The organism is Methylobacterium sp. CM6244, from assembly GCF_054817885.1.
The window spans coordinates 5,183,201-5,200,655 of the sequence record NZ_CM139247.1 but is presented as its reverse complement, the minus strand read 5'-3'; the positions used below and the strand labels follow the sequence as shown (position 1 = coordinate 5,200,655).

The window sequence follows — 17,455 nt, the reverse complement described above, 5'->3', positions numbered from 1 at the left end:
CGAGGCCGGCCAGTTTTTGAACTAAAACGGCGCGGGCCGTTCCTCTTTCAGCGCCAGCTGTCGTGCTCCTCAAGCGATCCGTTGGGCAATGTCCGGAGGCGGTTGAGGGGCATAGGGGGCGATCCGGTAGGCAGCACGGAGGGCTACTTCAGCGGCATCGGCCTGGGGTTCTGTCCGCGCATGAATGATGCCGAGGAGATCGGCTGTATCTCCTGGGCGGGCGAGTGACGAGAAGCCGACTGCCGGGTCGATATCGTCTTGTGGCCGGGTACGGCCGCCGCCGAGTGAAATGACGGCAAGCCCGAGTTTGCGAGTCTCTACCCGAGCGACTGTACCGGTCGTGGTCATCTTCACCCGGCGGATCACCGGTGCGACGGAGCAATATTGGTCGGTTTTTTCGATGAAATCCGCAGGCCCCCCCAACTCAGCCAGCATCCGTCCGAAGATTTCGAGCGCCCGTCCGGAGTCGCGCGCCTGCTCGACCCTGCGGGATGCGTCGTCGAAATCCTTGGCAAGGCCACCCAGCATCAGCATCTCGGCACAGAGCGCCACGGTTACGGCATGGAAGGCTGGTTCACAGGAGCGACAGGCGAGGTAATCCACCGCATAGGAGACTTCGAGGGCGTTGCCGGCGGAGGAGGCCAGGGGAGCGTCCATGTTAGTGATAAGCGCGACGGTTTTCAGCCCAGCGCCCTTGGCGACGGTAACGATGCTTTCCGCGAGAACCTGTGCCTCCTTCGTCTCCGCCATGAACGCTCCGGAGCCCGTCTTCACATCCATCACGAGACCGTCGAGCCCGGCCGCGAGCTTCTTCGACAGGATCGATGCCGTAATTAAGTCGAGAGATTCCACCGTGCCGGTGACGTCGCGGATGGCGTAGAGCCGCCGGTCCGCTGGAGCTAGGTCGGCCGTCTGTCCGATGATGGCGCAACCGACGGAGCGGGTGACGCTGCGGAAACGATCGAGGCCGGGTGTCGCGTCGTAGCCGGGAATGCTCGCGAGCTTATCGAGGGTGCCGCCGGTATGGCCCAGGCCGCGGCCGGAGATCATCGGTACGTAACCACCGCAGGCAGCCACCATGGGTGCCAGAGCGAGGCTGACCGTATCGCCGACGCCGCCGGTGGAGTGCTTGTCGAGCACCGGGCCGGGCAAATCCCAATTCAGCACTGAACCCGAATGGGTCATCGCCCGCGTTAGGGCCACGCGCTCGGCCAGTGACAGGCCACGGAAAAACACAGCCATGGCGAAGGCAGCGGCCTGCCCCTCGGTCACCCGCCCATCGGCGAGACCGGAGATGAAGTTGGCGATCTCGGCATCTGCGAGAATGCGTCCATCCCGCTTGGCCCGGATCAGCTCCTGCGGCAGCATCAAGCGCGGCCTCCAAGGCTCGCAGTCAACGCGTCATGCAGGCTGCTCGCCCCGATGCGGAAAGTCTGCGGCTCGACCCAGCCCGGCCCCATGATCCGGTTGGCGATGGCGAGATACAGGGCGGCATCGGCCACGGTTCGCAATCCGCCCGAGACCTTAAATCCGACAGGGCGATCACTGTCCCGGATAGCGGCGAGCATCGCCTCCGCGGCCTCCGGCGTTGCGGAGATGACGCTCTTGCCCGTTGAGGTCTTGAGGAAATCCGCCCCCGCGGCGATGGCGAGGCGGCTTGCCTCGGTGACTTGGCCGATCCCCGGCATCGCTCCGGATTCGAGGATCACCTTGAGAATGGCGCGCCCTGCAATCTCCCGCACGGCCTCAATCATCCCTGCCGTAGTCCTCGTGTCACCGGCAAGGTACGCCCGATAGGGTAGGACGAGATCGATCTCATGCGCGCCGTCATGCAGCGCTTCGGCAGTATCCTCCACCGCGCGCTCGATATCCGTGCCTCCGGCTGGGAAGTTGATCACCGTGGCGATACGCACCGGAGTCCCGGCCAGCAACTCGACGCAGCGCCCGATATGCTGGGGCCAGACGCAGACTGCGGCAACACGGCTTGCCCGGGCCTTGCCGCAAAGCGTCGCTATGGCCTGATCCGAACAAGAATCGCCGAGATCGGTGAGATCGAGAAGGGGCAGCGCGCGTCGCGCAACGGCGGTTTCGGAATGATGGGGATCGTCGCTCATGCTCTTTCCTACAGCCGTGCGACGAACGCATCGATGAGACGGGCGAGGTCGAACGCGGCAGCGGCGGCCGCGCGCTTGGTCTCGTCGTGGTGCGGATCGCCGTCTCCGATCCCGGCGGCAAGGTTCGTAACCACCGAGATGGCCGCGACCCGCAGGCCGAAGAAGCGGGCGAGGATCACCTCCGGAACTGTCGACATGCCCACCAGATCGGCGCCGAGGCGCCCCGCCATACGGATCTCGGCCGGAGTCTCGAAGCTTGGCCCCGAGAACCATGCATAGACTCCGTGATGCAAGGGAATCCCGCATTCCCTTGCCGCTTCGTGGAGGGTTTCGCGCGCAGCCGAATCATAGGCGCTGACAAGGGGGACGAAACGACCATCACCCGTCTCGCCGATCAGCGGATTGAGGCCCGACAAATTGATGTGGTCTGCGACAGCCACAAGGCTGCCCGGGCCCGCCTGCGCCATCAACGATCCAGCCGCATTGGTGAGGAGTAGGAGCGGGACGCCAAGCGCCTTTGCAACCCCCAGAGGCACCTTCATGACGGCGGCGTTGCCGGTTTCGTAGGCGTGGCTCCGTCCTTCGAAAACCAGCACCCGTCGCCCGGAGAGGCGCCCAGCATGGAGGGTGCCGCCGTGACCGGTCACGCCAGGGGAGGGAAAGCCTGGAATCCCCGAATAGGCAAGGGAGATGCTGTCTTCGAGCTTGCCGGCGACCAGCCCGAGGCCCGTGCCGGTGACGATGGCGGCATCGTAGGGCCCGCCGAAACCGTGGCGACGCACCGTGTCGGCGGCGAGGGAGATGGCTGTGTCAGACATCGGCGCACGGCTTGGTACGGTGCAGATTGTCCGGTCCGAAAGACTGAGGGAGTAGTGCCTCCAGGGTGAAGCTGTGTCGGATACCCTCCGGGCCGGCGATGTGGATCGGCGTTCCGGGCTCCGCGAACTCCCTGATGCGCTGGCGGCAGGCGCCGCATGGCGTCACCAGAATTGGGCCGTTGCCTGTGATGAGGATGGTGGCGATGGCGCGTCCGCCGGCCGCGATCATCGCGGCGATGGCGCCCGCCTCGGCGCAGGTGCCGACGGGATAGGCCGCGTTCTCCACGTTGCATCCGGCATGCAGGCGGCCGTGCTCGTCCCTCAGGGCGGCGCCGACGGGAAAGCTCGAATAAGGCGCGTAAGCGCGGGCTTTCGCCGCGCCGGCGGCATCGAACAGAGCAGCGAGATCCGCGTCGATCGTGTCCGCCATCGCATGGGGTCCGGTAGGAGGATTCGACGGCTGTTAGAACAGGAACGCGACCGGCCTGTCGAGCGCCATCGGACCGTCATCAAGCGCCATCGACACGGCGTCGGCGCGATCCTAGAACGCTCCTTCGATGGTCGCAGTTGAGAAGCGGGCGAGACATGCTGGGTCGGTTCGAACGCAAGGCCTCCGGCGAGGCGACGGTGGAGTACGGCGACGGCACCATGCGCGTCGTCAAGCCCGGAAGCTTCGTGCGCTGCGCGGTCACCGGCGAGCCGATCGCCCTCGACAATCTTCGTTACTGGAGTGCCGAGCTCCAGGAGGCCTACATCACGCCCGAAGCGGTAATGAAGCGTCTGGCCGAACTCGGTCGTTCGGCGGGCTGAACGTCTCGACGACGCGGCTCACCTGCGCAAGCAGTAGGCTCTCGTCGACGAACCGAAGGGTCACACCGAGCGCCGTCACCCCCGCGGCGAAATCCGCGGGCAGGCGCACCATGTCCTTCTCCGTCGTTACCAGCATCGCGCCCAAAGCCTGGGCCCAAGCCGCGAGGCCGGCGACATCCGCGGCGCGATAGGGGTGGTGATCCGGGAAGGACCGGGTCTCGACTAGGGTCGCTCCGGCCTCCGTCAGCGTATCGAAGAATTTCCGCGGCCGCCCGATCCCGGCGAAGGCGAGCACGGGCTTTCCCGCAACCGCAGCCGGCACTGTCGGGACCAGCTTGGCCCGATGGACCGGCAAGCCTCGCGACGCCGCCTCCGTCGCGAGGTCCTCGCCCCGGCCACCATCGCCGATAACGACGAGGCCGTGGAGGTGATGCCATTGGCGCGAGAGCGGTGCGCGGAGAGGACCTGCCGGAAAAGCGAGGCCGTTGCCGATTCCGCTGACGGCGTCGACCACGGCAAGGGAAAGGTCCTTGGCGAGGCTCGGATTCTGGAGCCCGTCATCCATCACCACCACGCCGGCACCGAGCGCGCGGCAGAGTTCCACCCCGGCAGGCCGGTCGCGGGCCAGGATCGTTAAAGCGCTGTGGGCTAGCAGGAGCGGCTCGTCGCCGACATCCGCCGATCCATGCCGAGAGGGATCGACGGCGATCGGCCCGGTCAGACGTCCGCCGTAGCCGCGGGTAAGGAAGGCGGGCTCCAGGCCGATCTTCCGCAGCATCGCTGCCAGGGCGACAGCGGTCGGGGTCTTGCCCGCGCCACCGAGGGTGAAGTTGCCGACGCAGATGACGGGGCAGGCCGCCTTGTTGCCGGCGCGGTCCATGCGGGCGGCGACGCGCGATCCGTAGATTTCCCCGAGCGGCGCCAGCAAACGGCCGAGGGGATGGCCGGGCAAGTCCCAGAAAACCGGGGCTCGCATTAGGAGGCGATCAGGGCGGAGAGTTTCATCTGGGCGATGAATGGATCGAGGATCGCAAGGGTGCGCTCCACCGCCCCTTCGAACGGACGCAAGGCGGCGTTTCCGGCATCGGCCATGGCGCGGGACCGTCGGGGGTCGAGGAGGAGTGCGCCGACAGCCGCTGCCAGCTCCCCGGCATCCGCCACCATCAGGGCCCCGCCGGCCTCGTCCAGGGCGTGGTAGACCTGTGCGAAGTTCTGCACGTTCGGCCCATGCAGGATCGCCGCATCGAGACGGGTCGGTTCGATCGGATTCTGGCCGCCGCGTTGCGTCATGGAACCTCCAAGGAAGACCAGCGGCGCGAGGCGATAAAACAGACCCAATTCCCCGAGCGTATCGGCGACATAGACGTCGACGTTGCCGTGGGGGCGACCGCCGCGGGAGCGAAGCGTGCTTCTAAGCCCGAGGGCGGAGGCGCACGCCGCCACGTCCTCGCCGCGCTGGGGGTGACGCGGCACCACCACGGTAAGAAGATTCGGCACTCTCTCCTGCAAGGCGGCGTGAGCTTCGGCGATCGTGGCATCCTCGCCAGGATGCGTGCTGGCCGCGACCCAGACCGGACGGTCGCCGATGACGTCGCGCAGATAGGCGAGCTGCTGATCGTCTGCAGGGGGCACGGCCGAATCGTATTTCAGGTTGCCGGCGATGCTCACGCGCGGTGCGCCGAGCCTTTCGAAACGCTCGGCATCGTCCCTGGTCTGCGCGAGGCAGATGGCGATGCGCGAGAGCAGGGCTTCGGCGGTGCGCGGCGAGCGAACCCAGCCCTTGAACGACCGCTCCGACATGCGGCCGTTGACGAGGAGCAGCGGGATGCCGCGCCGGTGCAGGGCGATGACGGTGTTCGGCCAGATCTCCGATTCCGCCACCAGCGCCAGGTCCGGCTGCCAGTGATCGAGGAACCGTTCGATCCAGCGCGGCGCGTCGAGGGGCATGTACTGATGGACCGCGCCCGCGGGCAGGCGCCGCCCGATCAGTTCGGCGGCGCTGCGTGTCCCCGTCGTGACGAGGACGCTGAAGCCCCGGGCGATCATGCCGTCGACCAATCCGACGAGCGAGAGGGCCTCGCCCACGCTCGCTCCGTGCATCCAGACCAGGGAACCGCTCGGGCGGGCTCGTCCGGCAAGGCCGCGACGCTCAGGCAGGCGCCCGGGATCCTCCTTGCCCTGGCGGGAGCGCCAGGCCAGAAGGCCCGCCACCGCCGGTTCACCGACATAGAGGCCGAAGCGATAAGCCCGTAGAGCGATGGTGAGCGGGGGAGCCTTCACGAAAACGGCCCGAGGGCCAGGGACCCGGCCACCGGATCGACGACCCGGTCCGGGCGGCCGACGAGGGTGTAGGCCCGGTCGTGAACCCGGTTCATCTCGTTCTCCAGGCGCTGACGCAAGCGCTCCAATTCCTCCGGATCGACGTCGCGCGGGACGAGGACCGGTTCACCGAAGACCATGGCACCCCTGCCGAAGGGCAGCCCGAAACAGGCCTTGTCCCAGCTGTTGAAGCGCAGATGCCGGCTCGTGACGACCGCGACGGGAATGACCGGCCGACCGGAGAACCGCGCCAGTGTCAGGATGCCGAGATCGCAGCGGCGCGACACCTTCGGCACGTCGGCGCTGAAGGCGACGCTCTCGCCATCCTTCAGGGCACGGATCATGGCGCGCAGGCCTTCCGCGCCGCCTTTCGCCTTCGCATCGCGCACGGTGCGTCCGCGCGCCCCGGAGGCCCGAATGACGCGGACACCCATCCGGGTGAGGGCGATGGTGTTGATGTTGCCATCCGCCGACCGCGAGATGATCGTCGCGATCCTGTCCTGCGGACGGCGCATGAACGAGATCATCGTATGCTGGCCGTGCCACATACCGGCGATGAATGGTGATTTCCCGTCGAGCCAGCGGTGCGGCTCGGCCGGCTCGACCGTGAAGCGGTTCGTCGCGCGTACCAAGCGCAGGTAGTGGAAGGCGACGAAGCCGAGGCTTTTTTGAACCGGTGGCGACCGGCCGACGCGTTTGAGAAGGCTCATACACTCGGTTCCGCGGGCCGGACGTTCGGCCCTTCGTCCGGTCGGCCCTCAGGGCGCACGTGCGGCAGGTTGCGTCGTCTGCGCATCCGCCGAACGGCGCTCGCTGGGGAGCATGGCCGGTCCGGGGTGGTCTAGCGCCGTTCGAATTGCCGGCGCAACCTCGCCAGGGCGGGCCCGACCTCATCCGTCCGGCGGAACGGCCATCATGCAAGGGAGGAAGCACCGTATCGGAGCGCCGACGCGGTCCTCTATGATGTGTGAGCTTACGCCGTCGCGATCCTGGATTCGAACGCGCGAGCGACGATTTGCGAGGCTTGACGCGGCAGCCGTCAGTGGCGAAGGCGAGCTCCTCATCCGAAACGGAGACCGATGTTTCGCCTCGCCCATCTCACCGATCCGCATGTCGGCCCTATCGCACGTCCTCGCTTGCGCCAGCTTCTGGGCAAGCGCGCCACCGGCTATGTGAATTGGCGCCGCGGGCGCAGCCGACACCACGACATGGAGATCCTCGCGGCGCTGGTGGCCGACTTGCGGACGCAGCCTCACGACCACATCGCCTGCACCGGCGACCTGTGTAACATCGGTCTGCCGAGTGAGTGGTCGACGGCTAGGGTCTTCCTCGAAGCACTCGGCGCTCCGGACGATGTGAGCTTCGTTCCGGGCAATCACGACGCCTATGTGCGCGGCTCACTCGAAGGGCTGTTGAAGGCGTGCCGCGCCTGGACCTCCGGTGACGATGGCACCGACGGCATCTTCCCCTATCTCCGGCGCCGTGGACCGCTTGCCCTGATCGGGGTCTCGTCCGCGATTCCCACCAAGCCCTTCGTCGCCAGTGGGCGCCTCGGCCCGTCGCAGATCGAGGCTGTCGAGACCATTCTGAAACGGCTGGGCGCCGAGCCCGAACCACCGTTTCGCGTGGCGATGATCCATCATCCGCCGCAGCCAGGGGGGGCGTCGCCCGGGCGCGAATTGAAGGACGCGGATGCGTTTACGGCGATGATCGCGCGTGCCGGCGCGGACCTGATCCTGCACGGGCACAACCATGTGGGGAGCATCGCCTTCGTCGAAGGCCCCGGTGGTGCCGCCGTCCCGGTGGTCGGAGCGCCTTCGGCCTCGGCGGTGTCGCACGGCGGCACCTTGCACCGCCGCGCGAGCTATCATGTCTATACGGTCAGAAAGGCCGACGACCGCTACGTGATCGAAGCCAAGGAACGCGGGTTGACGGAAGCCGGGGCGATTGCCGACCTCCGGGTGTTGCAGCTGACGCGAAGATGACCGTTCACACGCCGGCCATCCCGGATCAGGCCGTCAATCCCACCAGGGGGCGCTGGGCCTGGCGGGAGATGCTGGCCTGATACAGCTCTGCCTGAAGCCGCGTGAGGCCGCTCACGAGGGCCGTCGGACCCCGATAGACCGTATAGGTGCCGTCATGGGTCGGTTTGACGTGAATCGTCTGGGACATGGACTGTCTCCCGGCCTCGAGGAATCGGTCGATTCATTCTTTCGGAGTAGGTAGTGTTAATCGGGCGTTCATCCGCCGCAAGTGTGGCAGATGCCAATTTGACCTACTTTTATTATTGCGCCGTACCTACGCGCCAAGAGTCCTGCTAACGCCTTCGGCAAAATACCAATTTATAATCGATTTCGGGACAACACGCGGTCGGCGCGCATCCCTTCGCCGGGGCAGGAGGTGGCGGCGCGCGTGGTGGCTCTGAAGCAAGGAGATCCGCTCGGCGGGACCACGCATTTAACGGCCGCCGCCATAAGCAAGGTCGCCGCTATCAGCATCTCGTCGGTGCAGCGGATCTGGCAGGAACACCGACTGCAGCGGCATCGGGGGCGTACCTTCAAGCTTTCCACCGACTCGGCCTTCGCCGCCAAACTACGCGATGTCGTCGGGCTCTACGTCGACTCGCCCGCCCACGCCGTCGTGATGTCCATCGACGATCCTTCGACAGGCTCAGCAACCATTATAGAAGTGGCTCTGTCGTAGTCCACGGTGTCCCGCGCTGGAGGAGGGCGTTGGCATAGGTGAGCAGCTTCCGGGCGCAGGCGGTCAGCGCCTTTTTGTGCGGCTTCCCGGCGGCGACCAGACGCTGGTAGAGTTCGCACAGCGCCACGTTCCAGCGGAAGCTGGCCGGCAGGGCTGCCACGTAGAGGGCACGCCGCACGCTGGCGCGTCCACCACCGATGCGGCGTAGGCCCTTGTGCGTGCCCGAGTCGTGATCGAACGGCGCGAGGCCTGCCAAGCAGGCGGCTTGCTGGCGTGAGAGCTGCCCCAGCTCCGGCATGTCGATCAGCAGGGTCAGGGCGGTGCGCCGGCCGATGCCCTGGCCGCTCTCGATCAAGGATAGTCGAGCGGCCAGTGCGGGCGCGGCATCGACCTCGGCCACGAGCCGCTTCGTCTCGGCCTTGAGGAGGCGCTGCAGCCGCTCGATCTCGCGGGTCTGCGCCTTGCGGAGCCGCACGTCGTGGAAGCTCTCCCGTCGCGTCTTGGCCCGCACGATGTCGGCTTCGATCTGCTCGATCCGGCGCAGGGCTTCGCCCAACAGGTCGAGATGGGGGTCGAACCCCGCCCGACAGGCTGTGAGACCTGCGACACACTCGGCGATCAGGCCGGCATCGAGCCGGTCGTTCTTGGCGCGTCGCCGCTTGTACTGGGCGAACGCCCGGACCTGCCGGGGCTGGAGCAGGACCACATGCAAGCCCGCCGCACACAGAGCGGCCAAGACCGTCCGCTCGTAGCCGCCCGACGCCTCGATCCCGACCGTTGAGACCCGGTGTTGCGTCAGGAAGGCCAGGAGATCGCGATGGCCAGCGCGCGTAGTGTCGACCTGCACGGTCTCGCCGCCGGGGCGAAGGGCGACGTCGAGCTTGGCTTTGCCGGTGTCTATCCCGGCAATGATCGTGGCATCGTCTGTCATCTTCGTCGATCCTGCCTCGTCTACGAACCTTGGCTGTTCAGGCAACCATCCGGATCTGATGAAGGGGGCCGTCCGCGATCCTGCTGAGCCTCATCCCCGAACGGGATCCGATGAGGTCGATCCGACGGACGGCCGCCCGGTCCTGGATGGCCATCCAGGACCGGGCATCGCTCACGCGACGCCAGCAGATTAGCAAAAACGCCTAAAACGAGGATGAGGAGAGCCACATCCAGGCTCCGGAGCGAACCCGGCCCATTGGTCCGAGCCGTCCTACCGCTCAGACGCATGACTACACCCGGGACGGTACCATGACGTTGTTTGCCTCACTCGACGTCCTGGAAGGCACCGTGCTCGGCCGCTGAGTGCAGCGCAATCGCCACGGTGAGTTCATCCGTTTGCCGGGGCGCCGTCGAGGTTGCGGTCCCCGCAGGCAAAGTGATCCATGTCGTGCTCGACAACTACGGCAGCCACACACGGAGCGCAGTGCGATGCTGGTCGTCTCGGCCACCGCACGCCCAGTCCAATGGGTGACCTCGCCAGGCGGCTCGGAGCAGGTCAGGGCCAACACCTGCGCTACAGTGCTGGAGGGCAGCGGCTCCTTGCCGGGCGGCTGGGTCCTGTCGTGCAGCAGCCCCTCGACGCCTTCTTCGCCGTTTGAGCCTTCGTCAACGCGATGCCTACATAATATAAAGCATTATTTGTAAGGTTTGTATAATCAGTATCGTCTGCTAATTCAAGCAATTCATTGCTGCAGTCAACACGATAGAATGAGATCGCACGTTTTGAAGCCTCTCAATCGACTATTATTTTTACGTCTTTATATACATTGCCTGTATTTACTTTGCTATGACTTACTATTTCCTGCATAATTATAGCGGCGTACCGCGCGTACATCGGAGAAAGAAAATGTTGCGGTTCAGGGCTGCGTTCGTGCATTGGAACATCTAGGCATGATACCACGACAGCATGTTCGCTTGAAAAACCCGCCTCAAAACTCTTAGTGCGCTTTATCCTTTCCGGAGCGGCTACATAAGTTACATAAGGAAAGTTTATGAATATGATAGTTGCCTTCGGAGCGCTGTCATGCATCCAAGATAAAAGGCGCCTCATGGATTGTATGCTTTTACTTATTTCCAGCCGTTCTCTTAACTCCCAATCCGAATTTTTTGGAGTTCCGCCCTGCACCAAGAATATGCCGGCCTTATCATCTCCTTTTCGGGCAAGCAGACGAGCGCCTAAATCGACGTGGTTATCAACGACGATTAGATCTGGACCAGACTTAACCGCATCTATGAAGGATACATATGTGTTTAGGGCGTGCGATCCAATCCAGGGCAAATATTGGTTTCGCAGAATAACGGCAGGATTCTTCTCGATCGAGACACCCTCAATACTGGCGAGTCTGAATATTGATACGAATTCATTATAAGGATAGTCAGTCCAGTCTTTATCAATGAATCTACCCATAAACGCATCGGACCGGTTGTGGTATACGCTCGAAATAAGCGTTCCGCCATACATGCGTTTAAACTCATTTACAGCGAATCAGCTCAGGCACGAGCCAAATGTAACAATACGCATCTAGAATTCCACAGCATGGTCGATTCAGGCTGGCATCTAGCGATACCCCGAAATCAAATCAACAAAAACTATGTCATAAATACGTGCTTGACCCGAGGCAGACTTAGAGTTAATGTGGGAAGTTTGAAGCACTGGATTCGGCTTATTTTCGCAGTTAACAAAGCTATAGCGGGATGTTAAGCGTTCGGGTGTCTGGTACGGTCGCGCTATTAATTCAAATACAACAATCCGTGAAATGAAGAATCGAAATGCCAAGTGCTCACTTTTTCCAAGCCGGTTCTGCCGCCCATGTGAGGTAGTGTTGCGGGCAGACATTGCCCCCGTGTGCTGCCGCTCTAACTCGGCCCAGCTGGTAACCGGCGTCCGCTGGGTCTTAGGTGTTGAGCCAGATTCGGACTTCGAACGCAGGGTGGGGCGCGGGGGGGTAAGACGGGCGAAGGTGCCTTCAACGGCGAGCTTCCCGAGGCTGTATACGGCCCTGGGGGGCTGCTGTGGGGCATTCTACGACGGTGGGGCGTTTTACGAGGGACTAATGCACAAAAAGGCGCTGGTTCCTCACGTGCGCCAGAGCAATTGACCAGTGATTTCTACGTTGTCCCATCTGAAACAACCTCGGTCGTGGAACATAAACTGAGCGCTGAGTCACGCTCATCAAGCTAAGTGCTTGAACCCGCTGGCGCTCCCAAGGGGAATCGAACCCCTGTTTTCGCCGTGAGAGGGCGACGTCCTAGACCGCTAGACGATGGGAGCTTTCCGGGCGGCTGGCGATCGTATAGCGACGGTCGAGCGGGGGAGCAAGGCCTCCCGAGCGCTTAAATTTCATCGGCATCGAAAGAGATCATATCGTGCAAGAACCGCAGGACCGCCGTGTCGTCCTCGACGTGGACGCACAGGCGGAGCGCATCGACAGGGCGCTCGCCCGCGCGCTGCCGGACGTGTCGCGTTCGCGGTTGCAGGAACTGATCCGTACCGGTCAGGTGAGCAAGGATGGAATCGTCGTTCTGGACCTCTCCCTGAAGGTCAGCGGAGGTGCCGTCCTCGACGTGACGATTCCTGCGCCGGTAGATGCGACGCCAATGGCGGAAGCCCTCGATCTCGTCATCGTTCACGAGGACGACGACCTGATCGTCATCGACAAGCCGGCGGGGCTGGTGGTTCACCCGGCGCCCGGTCACGATGCTGGAACCCTTGTGAATGGCCTCATCGCTCATTGCGGCGAGAGCCTGTCGGGGATCGGCGGTGTACGGAGGCCTGGTATCGTGCACCGGCTCGACAAGGACACGAGCGGTCTCCTCGTCGTCGCCAAGAACGATCTGGCCCATAAGGGGCTCACGGCGCAGTTTGCCGACCATGGCCGTAACGGACCGCTGGAGCGTGCGTATCTCGCCCTGACCTGGGGAGCGCCGGAGCCCCGGCTGGGCACGATCGACGTCGAGCTCGCGCGCAGCCATCGCAATCGCGAGAAGATCGCCGTCATGCGCCCGGGGGAGGGCCGTACAGCCATCACCCATTACGTCGTCGAGGAGATCCTAAACGCTGGCGCCGAAGTCGCCCTCGTCCGTTGCCGGCTCGAGACCGGACGGACGCATCAGATCCGCGTCCATCTCAGTCATCGCGGCCATCCGCTTCTCGGCGATACGGTCTATGGCAACGCCTTCAAGACCAAGGCCGGCCGACTCGGCGAAGCGGCGCGGGCCAAGCTCGAAGCTTTGGGTCGGCAGGCGCTTCACGCTGCCATATTGGGTTTCGAGCACCCACGCACCGGCGAGGTGCTGCGGTTCGAAAGCCCGATCCCGCCGGATATGGCTGCCCTCATCGCTGCCTTGCGGGGACCATCGAAGCCTTGAGGAGCCGAGCAGCGACCCCAGGTACTCGAACGGAATCGTCGATTCCCGTCACTGTTGCGGAGTTGCGCCTGTCAAGGATGGCCGGCAAACAGGTGTGCGGGCGCACCCCGGCCCGCGGCCTTTCGTGTCACCTTCGAGCCATCGGCTCACTGGCGCGTTGTTAGCCACGTTCGAGTCACGGACCGCTACCGCACCGTTTTCTTTCCGGGTAGGCTCGGGGAGTGGGACGGTCGGCTCATAGAGTGGCGGTTCGTTTCTGGTCTGCCCGGATGGGGGACCTTGTAGGGAGAGATGACTATGGCAGGCGCACTACCCGTGCTCGCCACCGAAGGTGGACTTTCGCGCTACCTCGATGAGATCCGCAAGTTTCCGATGCTTGAGCCGAACGAGGAGTTCACGCTTGCCAAGAGCTGGCGTGAAAAGGGCGACCGCGATGCGGCGCACCGGCTCGTGACATCGCATCTCCGGCTCGTGGCCAAGATCGCCATGGGTTACCGTGGTTATGGCCTTCCCATCGGCGAAGTCGTGTCCGAAGGGAATGTCGGCCTCATGCAAGCGGTCAAGCGGTTCGAGCCGGACAAGGGCTTCCGACTCGCCACCTATGCTATGTGGTGGATCAAGGCTGCGATCCAAGAGTACATTCTACGCTCTTGGTCGCTGGTGAAGATGGGCACCACCGCAAACCAGAAGAAGCTGTTCTTCAACCTCCGTAAGGCCAAGGGCAAGATCTCAGCCCTGGATGAAGGGGATCTGAAACCCGACCAGGTGGCTCAGATCGCGGTCAAGCTCGGCGTGCCCGAGCAGGACGTGATCGACATGAATCGCCGTCTGTCCGGCGATACCTCCCTCAACGCTCCCCTCCGCGAGGAAGGTGAGGGCGAGTGGCAGGATTGGCTGGTGGACAACAGCCCGAGTCAGGAAACCGTGCTCGCCCGCGAGGAAGAGGGCCAGAACCGGCTGACCGCCTTGCGCGATGCGCTGTCGGTCCTGAACCCGCGTGAGCGTCGCATCTTCGAGGCGCGCCGACTGGCAGACGACCCGATCACTCTCGAAGACCTGTCAGGCGAGTTTGGAGTCTCGCGCGAGCGCGTCCGACAGATCGAGGTCCGAGCCTTCGAGAAGATCCAGGAGGCGGTGAAACGCAACCTCGCTACCCGCGAGTCTCCGCGGGCGGCAGCTCACGCCTGAAGCTTCCTCCGAGAGGCACTGAGAGAGAAGGCCGGTTTCGCTGATGCGGAACCGGCCTTTTTTTCGCCTATCGACGCCATTGCTCGAAGGCCGAGCGGATGACCTGATTGCCCGAAGTGCCCTTCTCGAAAGTCAGGACGCCACGAGGGCCCGAGACGAACTTCATTGGTAGGTCGAACCAGTTGCGATGCTCCAACAGGTCGGTGTTCCGGTCTACATCGGCCTGAAGCGAGGACAGGCCGATCAGGAACAGGTTCTCCTTGACGCGTACCGGCAGGCCCGAGACAGGCGATCCCCGGCCCCCTTCTTCATCCTTCGCACTCAGAAGGCCGACATCCTGCACCGCATGCGTATCCCCGGCGGGGCTGGTGGTGGTGAAGGCAAGTTCGATGGTGTGGGACGCAGGAAAGGTGGGATCGAGGTTCCGTCGGATCGTCATCACCAGCGACAGGCCAGCATCGGCAAAGGTCACACGCCCCCGGATCACGGTCTCCAGTGGCTGGCCCTGTTCGCCATTCATCGCCTCGAGACGCCAGACCACCATGCCCTGGAAGGTGATCGGCTGTGCATTTCCGCCCGCTGTATTCTCTTCGAAAAGAACGGCCCGCTGTGCGACCGCCACATCGGGCTGGGTCGGTGCCTTGCCGGCATCCGGCGTTGCCGTCGTCGGGCGGGCGGGAGCCTGACGAGAGGTCTGGTCGCGTCGCTCCGGGAGGGCGGGAGCGTCACCGCCGATCCGATCTGCATATTTCGATGCCGCCGGATCGGAACCCTCCTCTTGTGTCTCCGTGATTCCAGGCTGCAGGTCCGAAGGTTTGTCGCGAAGCATGAAGGCCGCTACCGCGATGAGCCCGACGACGACCAGGAGAACGCTTCCCACGAAGACATTCCGGAGAAGGCGAGGGCGGCCCTTACGCGGGGCGACGACGTCGATCCGTGGACGATGCCGCGCATTCGAGGAATCGACAGGTATGCCCGCCGCGTCACGCTCGGCGGGCGGCGCGTCGATCGATGGTTCTATGGGTGATTCCGACTCCGTGGATTGACCAGATGGCGTCTCAGCGCCCGAGGGTATCTTCGCAGCGTCTCGCGCAGCCTTCCGGTCGGCGACCCTGTCGGCAGATTTCGCCTTCCGCGGCTTGATCGGCAAGACCGTAGCAGGGCCGTCTGAGACAGGCACCTGTTCCGCTGCCGGGGGAAGAGACTTGGGTGGCGACGCGTCTGCGTTTGCAACACGCGAGCGATCCGGCCGCGAGGGCCGAATGCCCAAGTTTGGCTCAGGTGCGGGCGGCAGGGTCGGTTCGGCGAAGTCGCGCTTGGTCGGTTCCGGTAATCGATCCGGAGCCGCCGCTTCCGGCAGAGTGTCGCGCTCCTCGGGGGCAACGAAGATCGGCGGCACGACATCGTTGGCCGCGGCGGCCGGCGGCTCGCCAAATTCGTTCTCGACCCGTTCGATGGCGGTTTCGAGGGCTTTGCTCTCGAGGTCGATGTCGGCTTCGGATAGCGGTGGTTCGAGCGACCGGAGCTGTCCGATCAGAGCGCCGCGCGCCCGGTCATAGACCGCCTTACGCAGGGCGGGAGACCGATCCGGCATCGCTTGAAGCGCTCGTGCCAGCAAAGGGTAATAATCGGCCATCGAACCTCGGTCCGCCCTGTTCTCACCGTCCAGATATGCGCGCCCGGCGGGGCGCGACTGCATGATCCGCGATGCCTGTCCCTCGAACGAGGCACCCACCAGCCCTACAGCGCTTGATCACTCGGGAAATTGCCACCGGTCGCCTTGTCGCTACCCCAAGTGCTGAAGCCTCAGCCGGACGCTCAATCCTCGAAGGGATTGTGCATCAGGATGGTGTCGTTGCGCTCCGGCGACGTCGAGAGCAACGCCACGGGTGCCCCGATCAGTTCTTCGATCCGCCGTACATACTTGATTGCCTGGGCGGGAAGATCGGCCCATGAGCGCGCACCCGCGGTGGTGCCGGACCAGCCTTCGATGATCTCGTAGATCGGCTCGACCTTAGCCTGTGCCGCTTGATTGGCGGGCAAATGGTCAAGAACCTGGCCATCGAGGCGGTACCCGGTGCAGACCTTGATCTCCTCGAACCCGTCGAGGATGTCGAGCTTGGTCAAGGCGATGCCGTCGATGCCTGAGGTTCGGACGGTCTGGCGCACCAGAACGGCGTCGAACCAGCCGCACCGACGTTTGCGCCCCGTATTGACGCCAAATTCGCGGCCCTTGGCCCCGATCGTTTCGCCGATTTCATCGAACAGCTCGGTCGGGAACGGGCCTTCGCCCACGCGCGTCGTATAGGCCTTGGCGATACCCAGCACGTAGCCGATCGCCGAAGGTCCCATGCCCGAACCGGTGGCGGCCTGGGCGGCGACGATGTTCGAGGAGGTGACGAACGGGTAGGTGCCGTGATCGACGTCGAGGAGGGCACCCTGCGCGCCCTCGAACAGGATGCGCTTGCCCGCCCGGCGCTCGTCGTCGAGGAGCTTCCACACGGTGGTGGCGTAGGGGAGGATCGTCGGCGCGATCGCCTTCAGTTCGGCGAGGAGTGCGCCGGCATCGACCTCGTCGATCCCAAGGCCGCGGCGGAGGGCATTGTGGTGGGTGAGAACCCGCTCGATCTTCGATTCCAGCGTGCTTTCGTCGGCCAAGTCGACCACGCGGATGGCCCGACGGCCGACCTTGTCCTCGTAGGCTGGGCCGATACCGCGCTTCGTCGTGCCGATCTTGAGACCGGCATTTGACGTCTCGCGGAAATGGTCGAGTTCCCGGTGAAGCGGAAGGATCAGCGTCGCGTTGTCGGCGATGCGGAGGCTCTCGGGCGAGATCTCGACGCCCTGCGCCTGAAGCCGGGCGATCTCGTCCACGAGGTGCCACGGATCGACCACGACGCCATTGCCGATCACCGAGAGCTTTCCGCCCCGGACAACGCCGGAGGGGAGAAGCGCCAGCTTGTAGGTCACACCGTCGATGACCAGCGTATGCCCGGCATTGTGGCCGCCCTGAAAGCGAACCACGACGTCGGCCTGCTCCGAGAGCCAGTCGACGATCTTACCCTTGCCTTCGTCGCCCCATTGGGCGCCCACGACGACGACGTTCGCCATTCACTTCAACCTGTCCGGTGCCCGCGTGGAAAC

The 17,455-nt window shown here is 64.2% G+C and carries 17 protein-coding genes, 1 tRNA gene and 1 pseudogene; 5 read left to right on the top strand and 14 right to left on the bottom strand.

Annotated elements, in window-relative coordinates:
• Window positions 1-69: 69 nt before the first annotated feature.
• From deoA to ACYQML_RS24535, 4 genes are read right to left on the bottom strand one after another with little or no spacing between them, the layout of a single operon-like run.
• Entirely contained in the window at window positions 70-1,371 is a 1,302-nt protein-coding gene (gene deoA / locus ACYQML_RS24550) for a thymidine phosphorylase (protein ID WP_461234327.1), read from the bottom strand.
• Complete coding sequence (gene deoC / locus ACYQML_RS24545; RefSeq protein ID WP_461234326.1) at window positions 1,368-2,114, bottom strand: deoxyribose-phosphate aldolase; 747 nt, start codon at window positions 2,112-2,114, stop codon at window positions 1,368-1,370. The genes deoA and deoC overlap by 4 nt, the downstream gene beginning before the upstream one ends.
• Before the next feature lie 8 nt (window positions 2,115-2,122).
• The gene (locus ACYQML_RS24540; protein WP_461234325.1) at window positions 2,123-2,932 is read right to left on the bottom strand and encodes a purine-nucleoside phosphorylase; all 810 of its coding nucleotides are present in this window, start codon (window positions 2,930-2,932) and stop codon (window positions 2,123-2,125) included.
• Window positions 2,925-3,362, bottom strand: coding sequence for a cytidine deaminase (locus tag ACYQML_RS24535; protein WP_461234324.1), 438 nt, complete (start codon window positions 3,360-3,362; stop codon window positions 2,925-2,927). Before ACYQML_RS24535 ends, ACYQML_RS24540 begins: the two co-directional genes overlap by 8 nt.
• Before the next feature lie 155 nt (window positions 3,363-3,517).
• Between ACYQML_RS24535 and ACYQML_RS24530 the strand changes: the two genes are divergently transcribed.
• Window positions 3,518-3,742 carry a DUF2093 domain-containing protein gene (locus tag ACYQML_RS24530; protein WP_056429621.1) on the top strand — a complete coding sequence of 75 codons (225 nt, stop codon included), beginning with the start codon at window positions 3,518-3,520 and terminating at the stop codon, window positions 3,740-3,742.
• Here the strand turns inward: ACYQML_RS24530 and lpxK are convergent.
• From lpxK to ACYQML_RS24515, 3 genes are read right to left on the bottom strand one after another with little or no spacing between them, the layout of a single operon-like run.
• Window positions 3,687-4,718 (bottom strand): tetraacyldisaccharide 4'-kinase, encoded by a 1,032-nt coding sequence (gene lpxK, locus ACYQML_RS24525; protein WP_461234323.1) that lies wholly within the window; start codon window positions 4,716-4,718, stop codon window positions 3,687-3,689. The genes ACYQML_RS24530 and lpxK overlap by 56 nt on opposite strands.
• Window positions 4,718-6,022: a 3-deoxy-D-manno-octulosonic acid transferase gene (locus tag ACYQML_RS24520; protein WP_311276406.1), complete on the bottom strand. Its 1,305-nt coding sequence runs from the start codon at window positions 6,020-6,022 to the stop codon at window positions 4,718-4,720. Before ACYQML_RS24520 ends, lpxK begins: the two co-directional genes overlap by 1 nt.
• A complete protein-coding gene (locus tag ACYQML_RS24515; protein ID WP_461234322.1) occupies window positions 6,019-6,771 on the bottom strand; it encodes a lysophospholipid acyltransferase family protein in 753 nt (250 codons plus the stop codon). The genes ACYQML_RS24520 and ACYQML_RS24515 overlap by 4 nt, the downstream gene beginning before the upstream one ends.
• A gap of 369 nt (window positions 6,772-7,140) precedes the next feature.
• On the opposite strand from ACYQML_RS24515, the gene ACYQML_RS24510 reads away from it, so the two are divergent.
• Window positions 7,141-8,046: a metallophosphoesterase family protein gene (locus ACYQML_RS24510; RefSeq protein ID WP_461234321.1), complete on the top strand. Its 906-nt coding sequence runs from the start codon at window positions 7,141-7,143 to the stop codon at window positions 8,044-8,046.
• Between the two features lie 25 nt (window positions 8,047-8,071).
• On the opposite strand, the gene ACYQML_RS24505 is transcribed toward ACYQML_RS24510, so the two are convergent.
• Window positions 8,072-8,233, bottom strand: a complete 162-nt coding sequence (locus ACYQML_RS24505; protein WP_200919205.1) for a hypothetical protein — start codon at window positions 8,231-8,233, stop codon at window positions 8,072-8,074.
• 240 nt (window positions 8,234-8,473) lie between these two features.
• On the opposite strand from ACYQML_RS24505, the gene ACYQML_RS24500 reads away from it, so the two are divergent.
• Entirely contained in the window at window positions 8,474-8,764 is a 291-nt protein-coding gene (locus ACYQML_RS24500; protein ID WP_461234320.1) for a hypothetical protein, read from the top strand.
• On the opposite strand, the gene ACYQML_RS24495 is transcribed toward ACYQML_RS24500, so the two are convergent.
• From ACYQML_RS24495 to ACYQML_RS24480, 4 genes and pseudogenes are all read right to left on the bottom strand, one after another.
• The gene (locus tag ACYQML_RS24495; protein ID WP_461234319.1) at window positions 8,742-9,695 is read right to left on the bottom strand and encodes an IS110 family RNA-guided transposase; all 954 of its coding nucleotides are present in this window, start codon (window positions 9,693-9,695) and stop codon (window positions 8,742-8,744) included. The two genes, ACYQML_RS24500 and ACYQML_RS24495, sit on opposite strands and share 23 nt — an antisense overlap.
• A gap of 472 nt (window positions 9,696-10,167) precedes the next feature.
• Window positions 10,168-10,344, bottom strand: a pseudogene (locus ACYQML_RS24490) (IS630 family transposase); the annotation flags it as partial.
• 143 nt (window positions 10,345-10,487) lie between these two features.
• Window positions 10,488-11,162: a hypothetical protein gene (locus ACYQML_RS24485; RefSeq protein WP_461234318.1), complete on the bottom strand. Its 675-nt coding sequence runs from the start codon at window positions 11,160-11,162 to the stop codon at window positions 10,488-10,490.
• A gap of 788 nt (window positions 11,163-11,950) precedes the next feature.
• Window positions 11,951-12,026: transfer RNA gene (locus ACYQML_RS24480), tRNA-Glu, on the bottom strand.
• A gap of 95 nt (window positions 12,027-12,121) precedes the next feature.
• Between ACYQML_RS24480 and ACYQML_RS24475 the strand changes: the two genes are divergently transcribed.
• Window positions 12,122-13,123 (top strand): RluA family pseudouridine synthase, encoded by a 1,002-nt coding sequence (locus tag ACYQML_RS24475; protein WP_461234317.1) that lies wholly within the window; start codon window positions 12,122-12,124, stop codon window positions 13,121-13,123.
• Window positions 13,124-13,420: 297 nt separating this feature from the next.
• Window positions 13,421-14,311 carry an RNA polymerase sigma factor RpoH gene (gene rpoH / locus ACYQML_RS24470; RefSeq protein WP_056429316.1) on the top strand — a complete coding sequence of 297 codons (891 nt, stop codon included), beginning with the start codon at window positions 13,421-13,423 and terminating at the stop codon, window positions 14,309-14,311.
• Window positions 14,312-14,378: 67 nt separating this feature from the next.
• Here rpoH and ACYQML_RS24465 read toward each other — a convergent pair whose 3' ends face one another.
• Together ACYQML_RS24465 and ACYQML_RS24460 are read right to left on the bottom strand one after the other, a co-directional pair.
• Window positions 14,379-15,947, bottom strand: coding sequence for a histidine kinase (locus ACYQML_RS24465; protein WP_461234316.1), 1,569 nt, complete (start codon window positions 15,945-15,947; stop codon window positions 14,379-14,381).
• A 182-nt stretch (window positions 15,948-16,129) separates the two neighbouring features.
• Window positions 16,130-17,422, bottom strand: coding sequence for an adenylosuccinate synthase (locus ACYQML_RS24460; protein ID WP_207411629.1), 1,293 nt, complete (start codon window positions 17,420-17,422; stop codon window positions 16,130-16,132).
• Window positions 17,423-17,455: the final 33 nt, after the last annotated feature.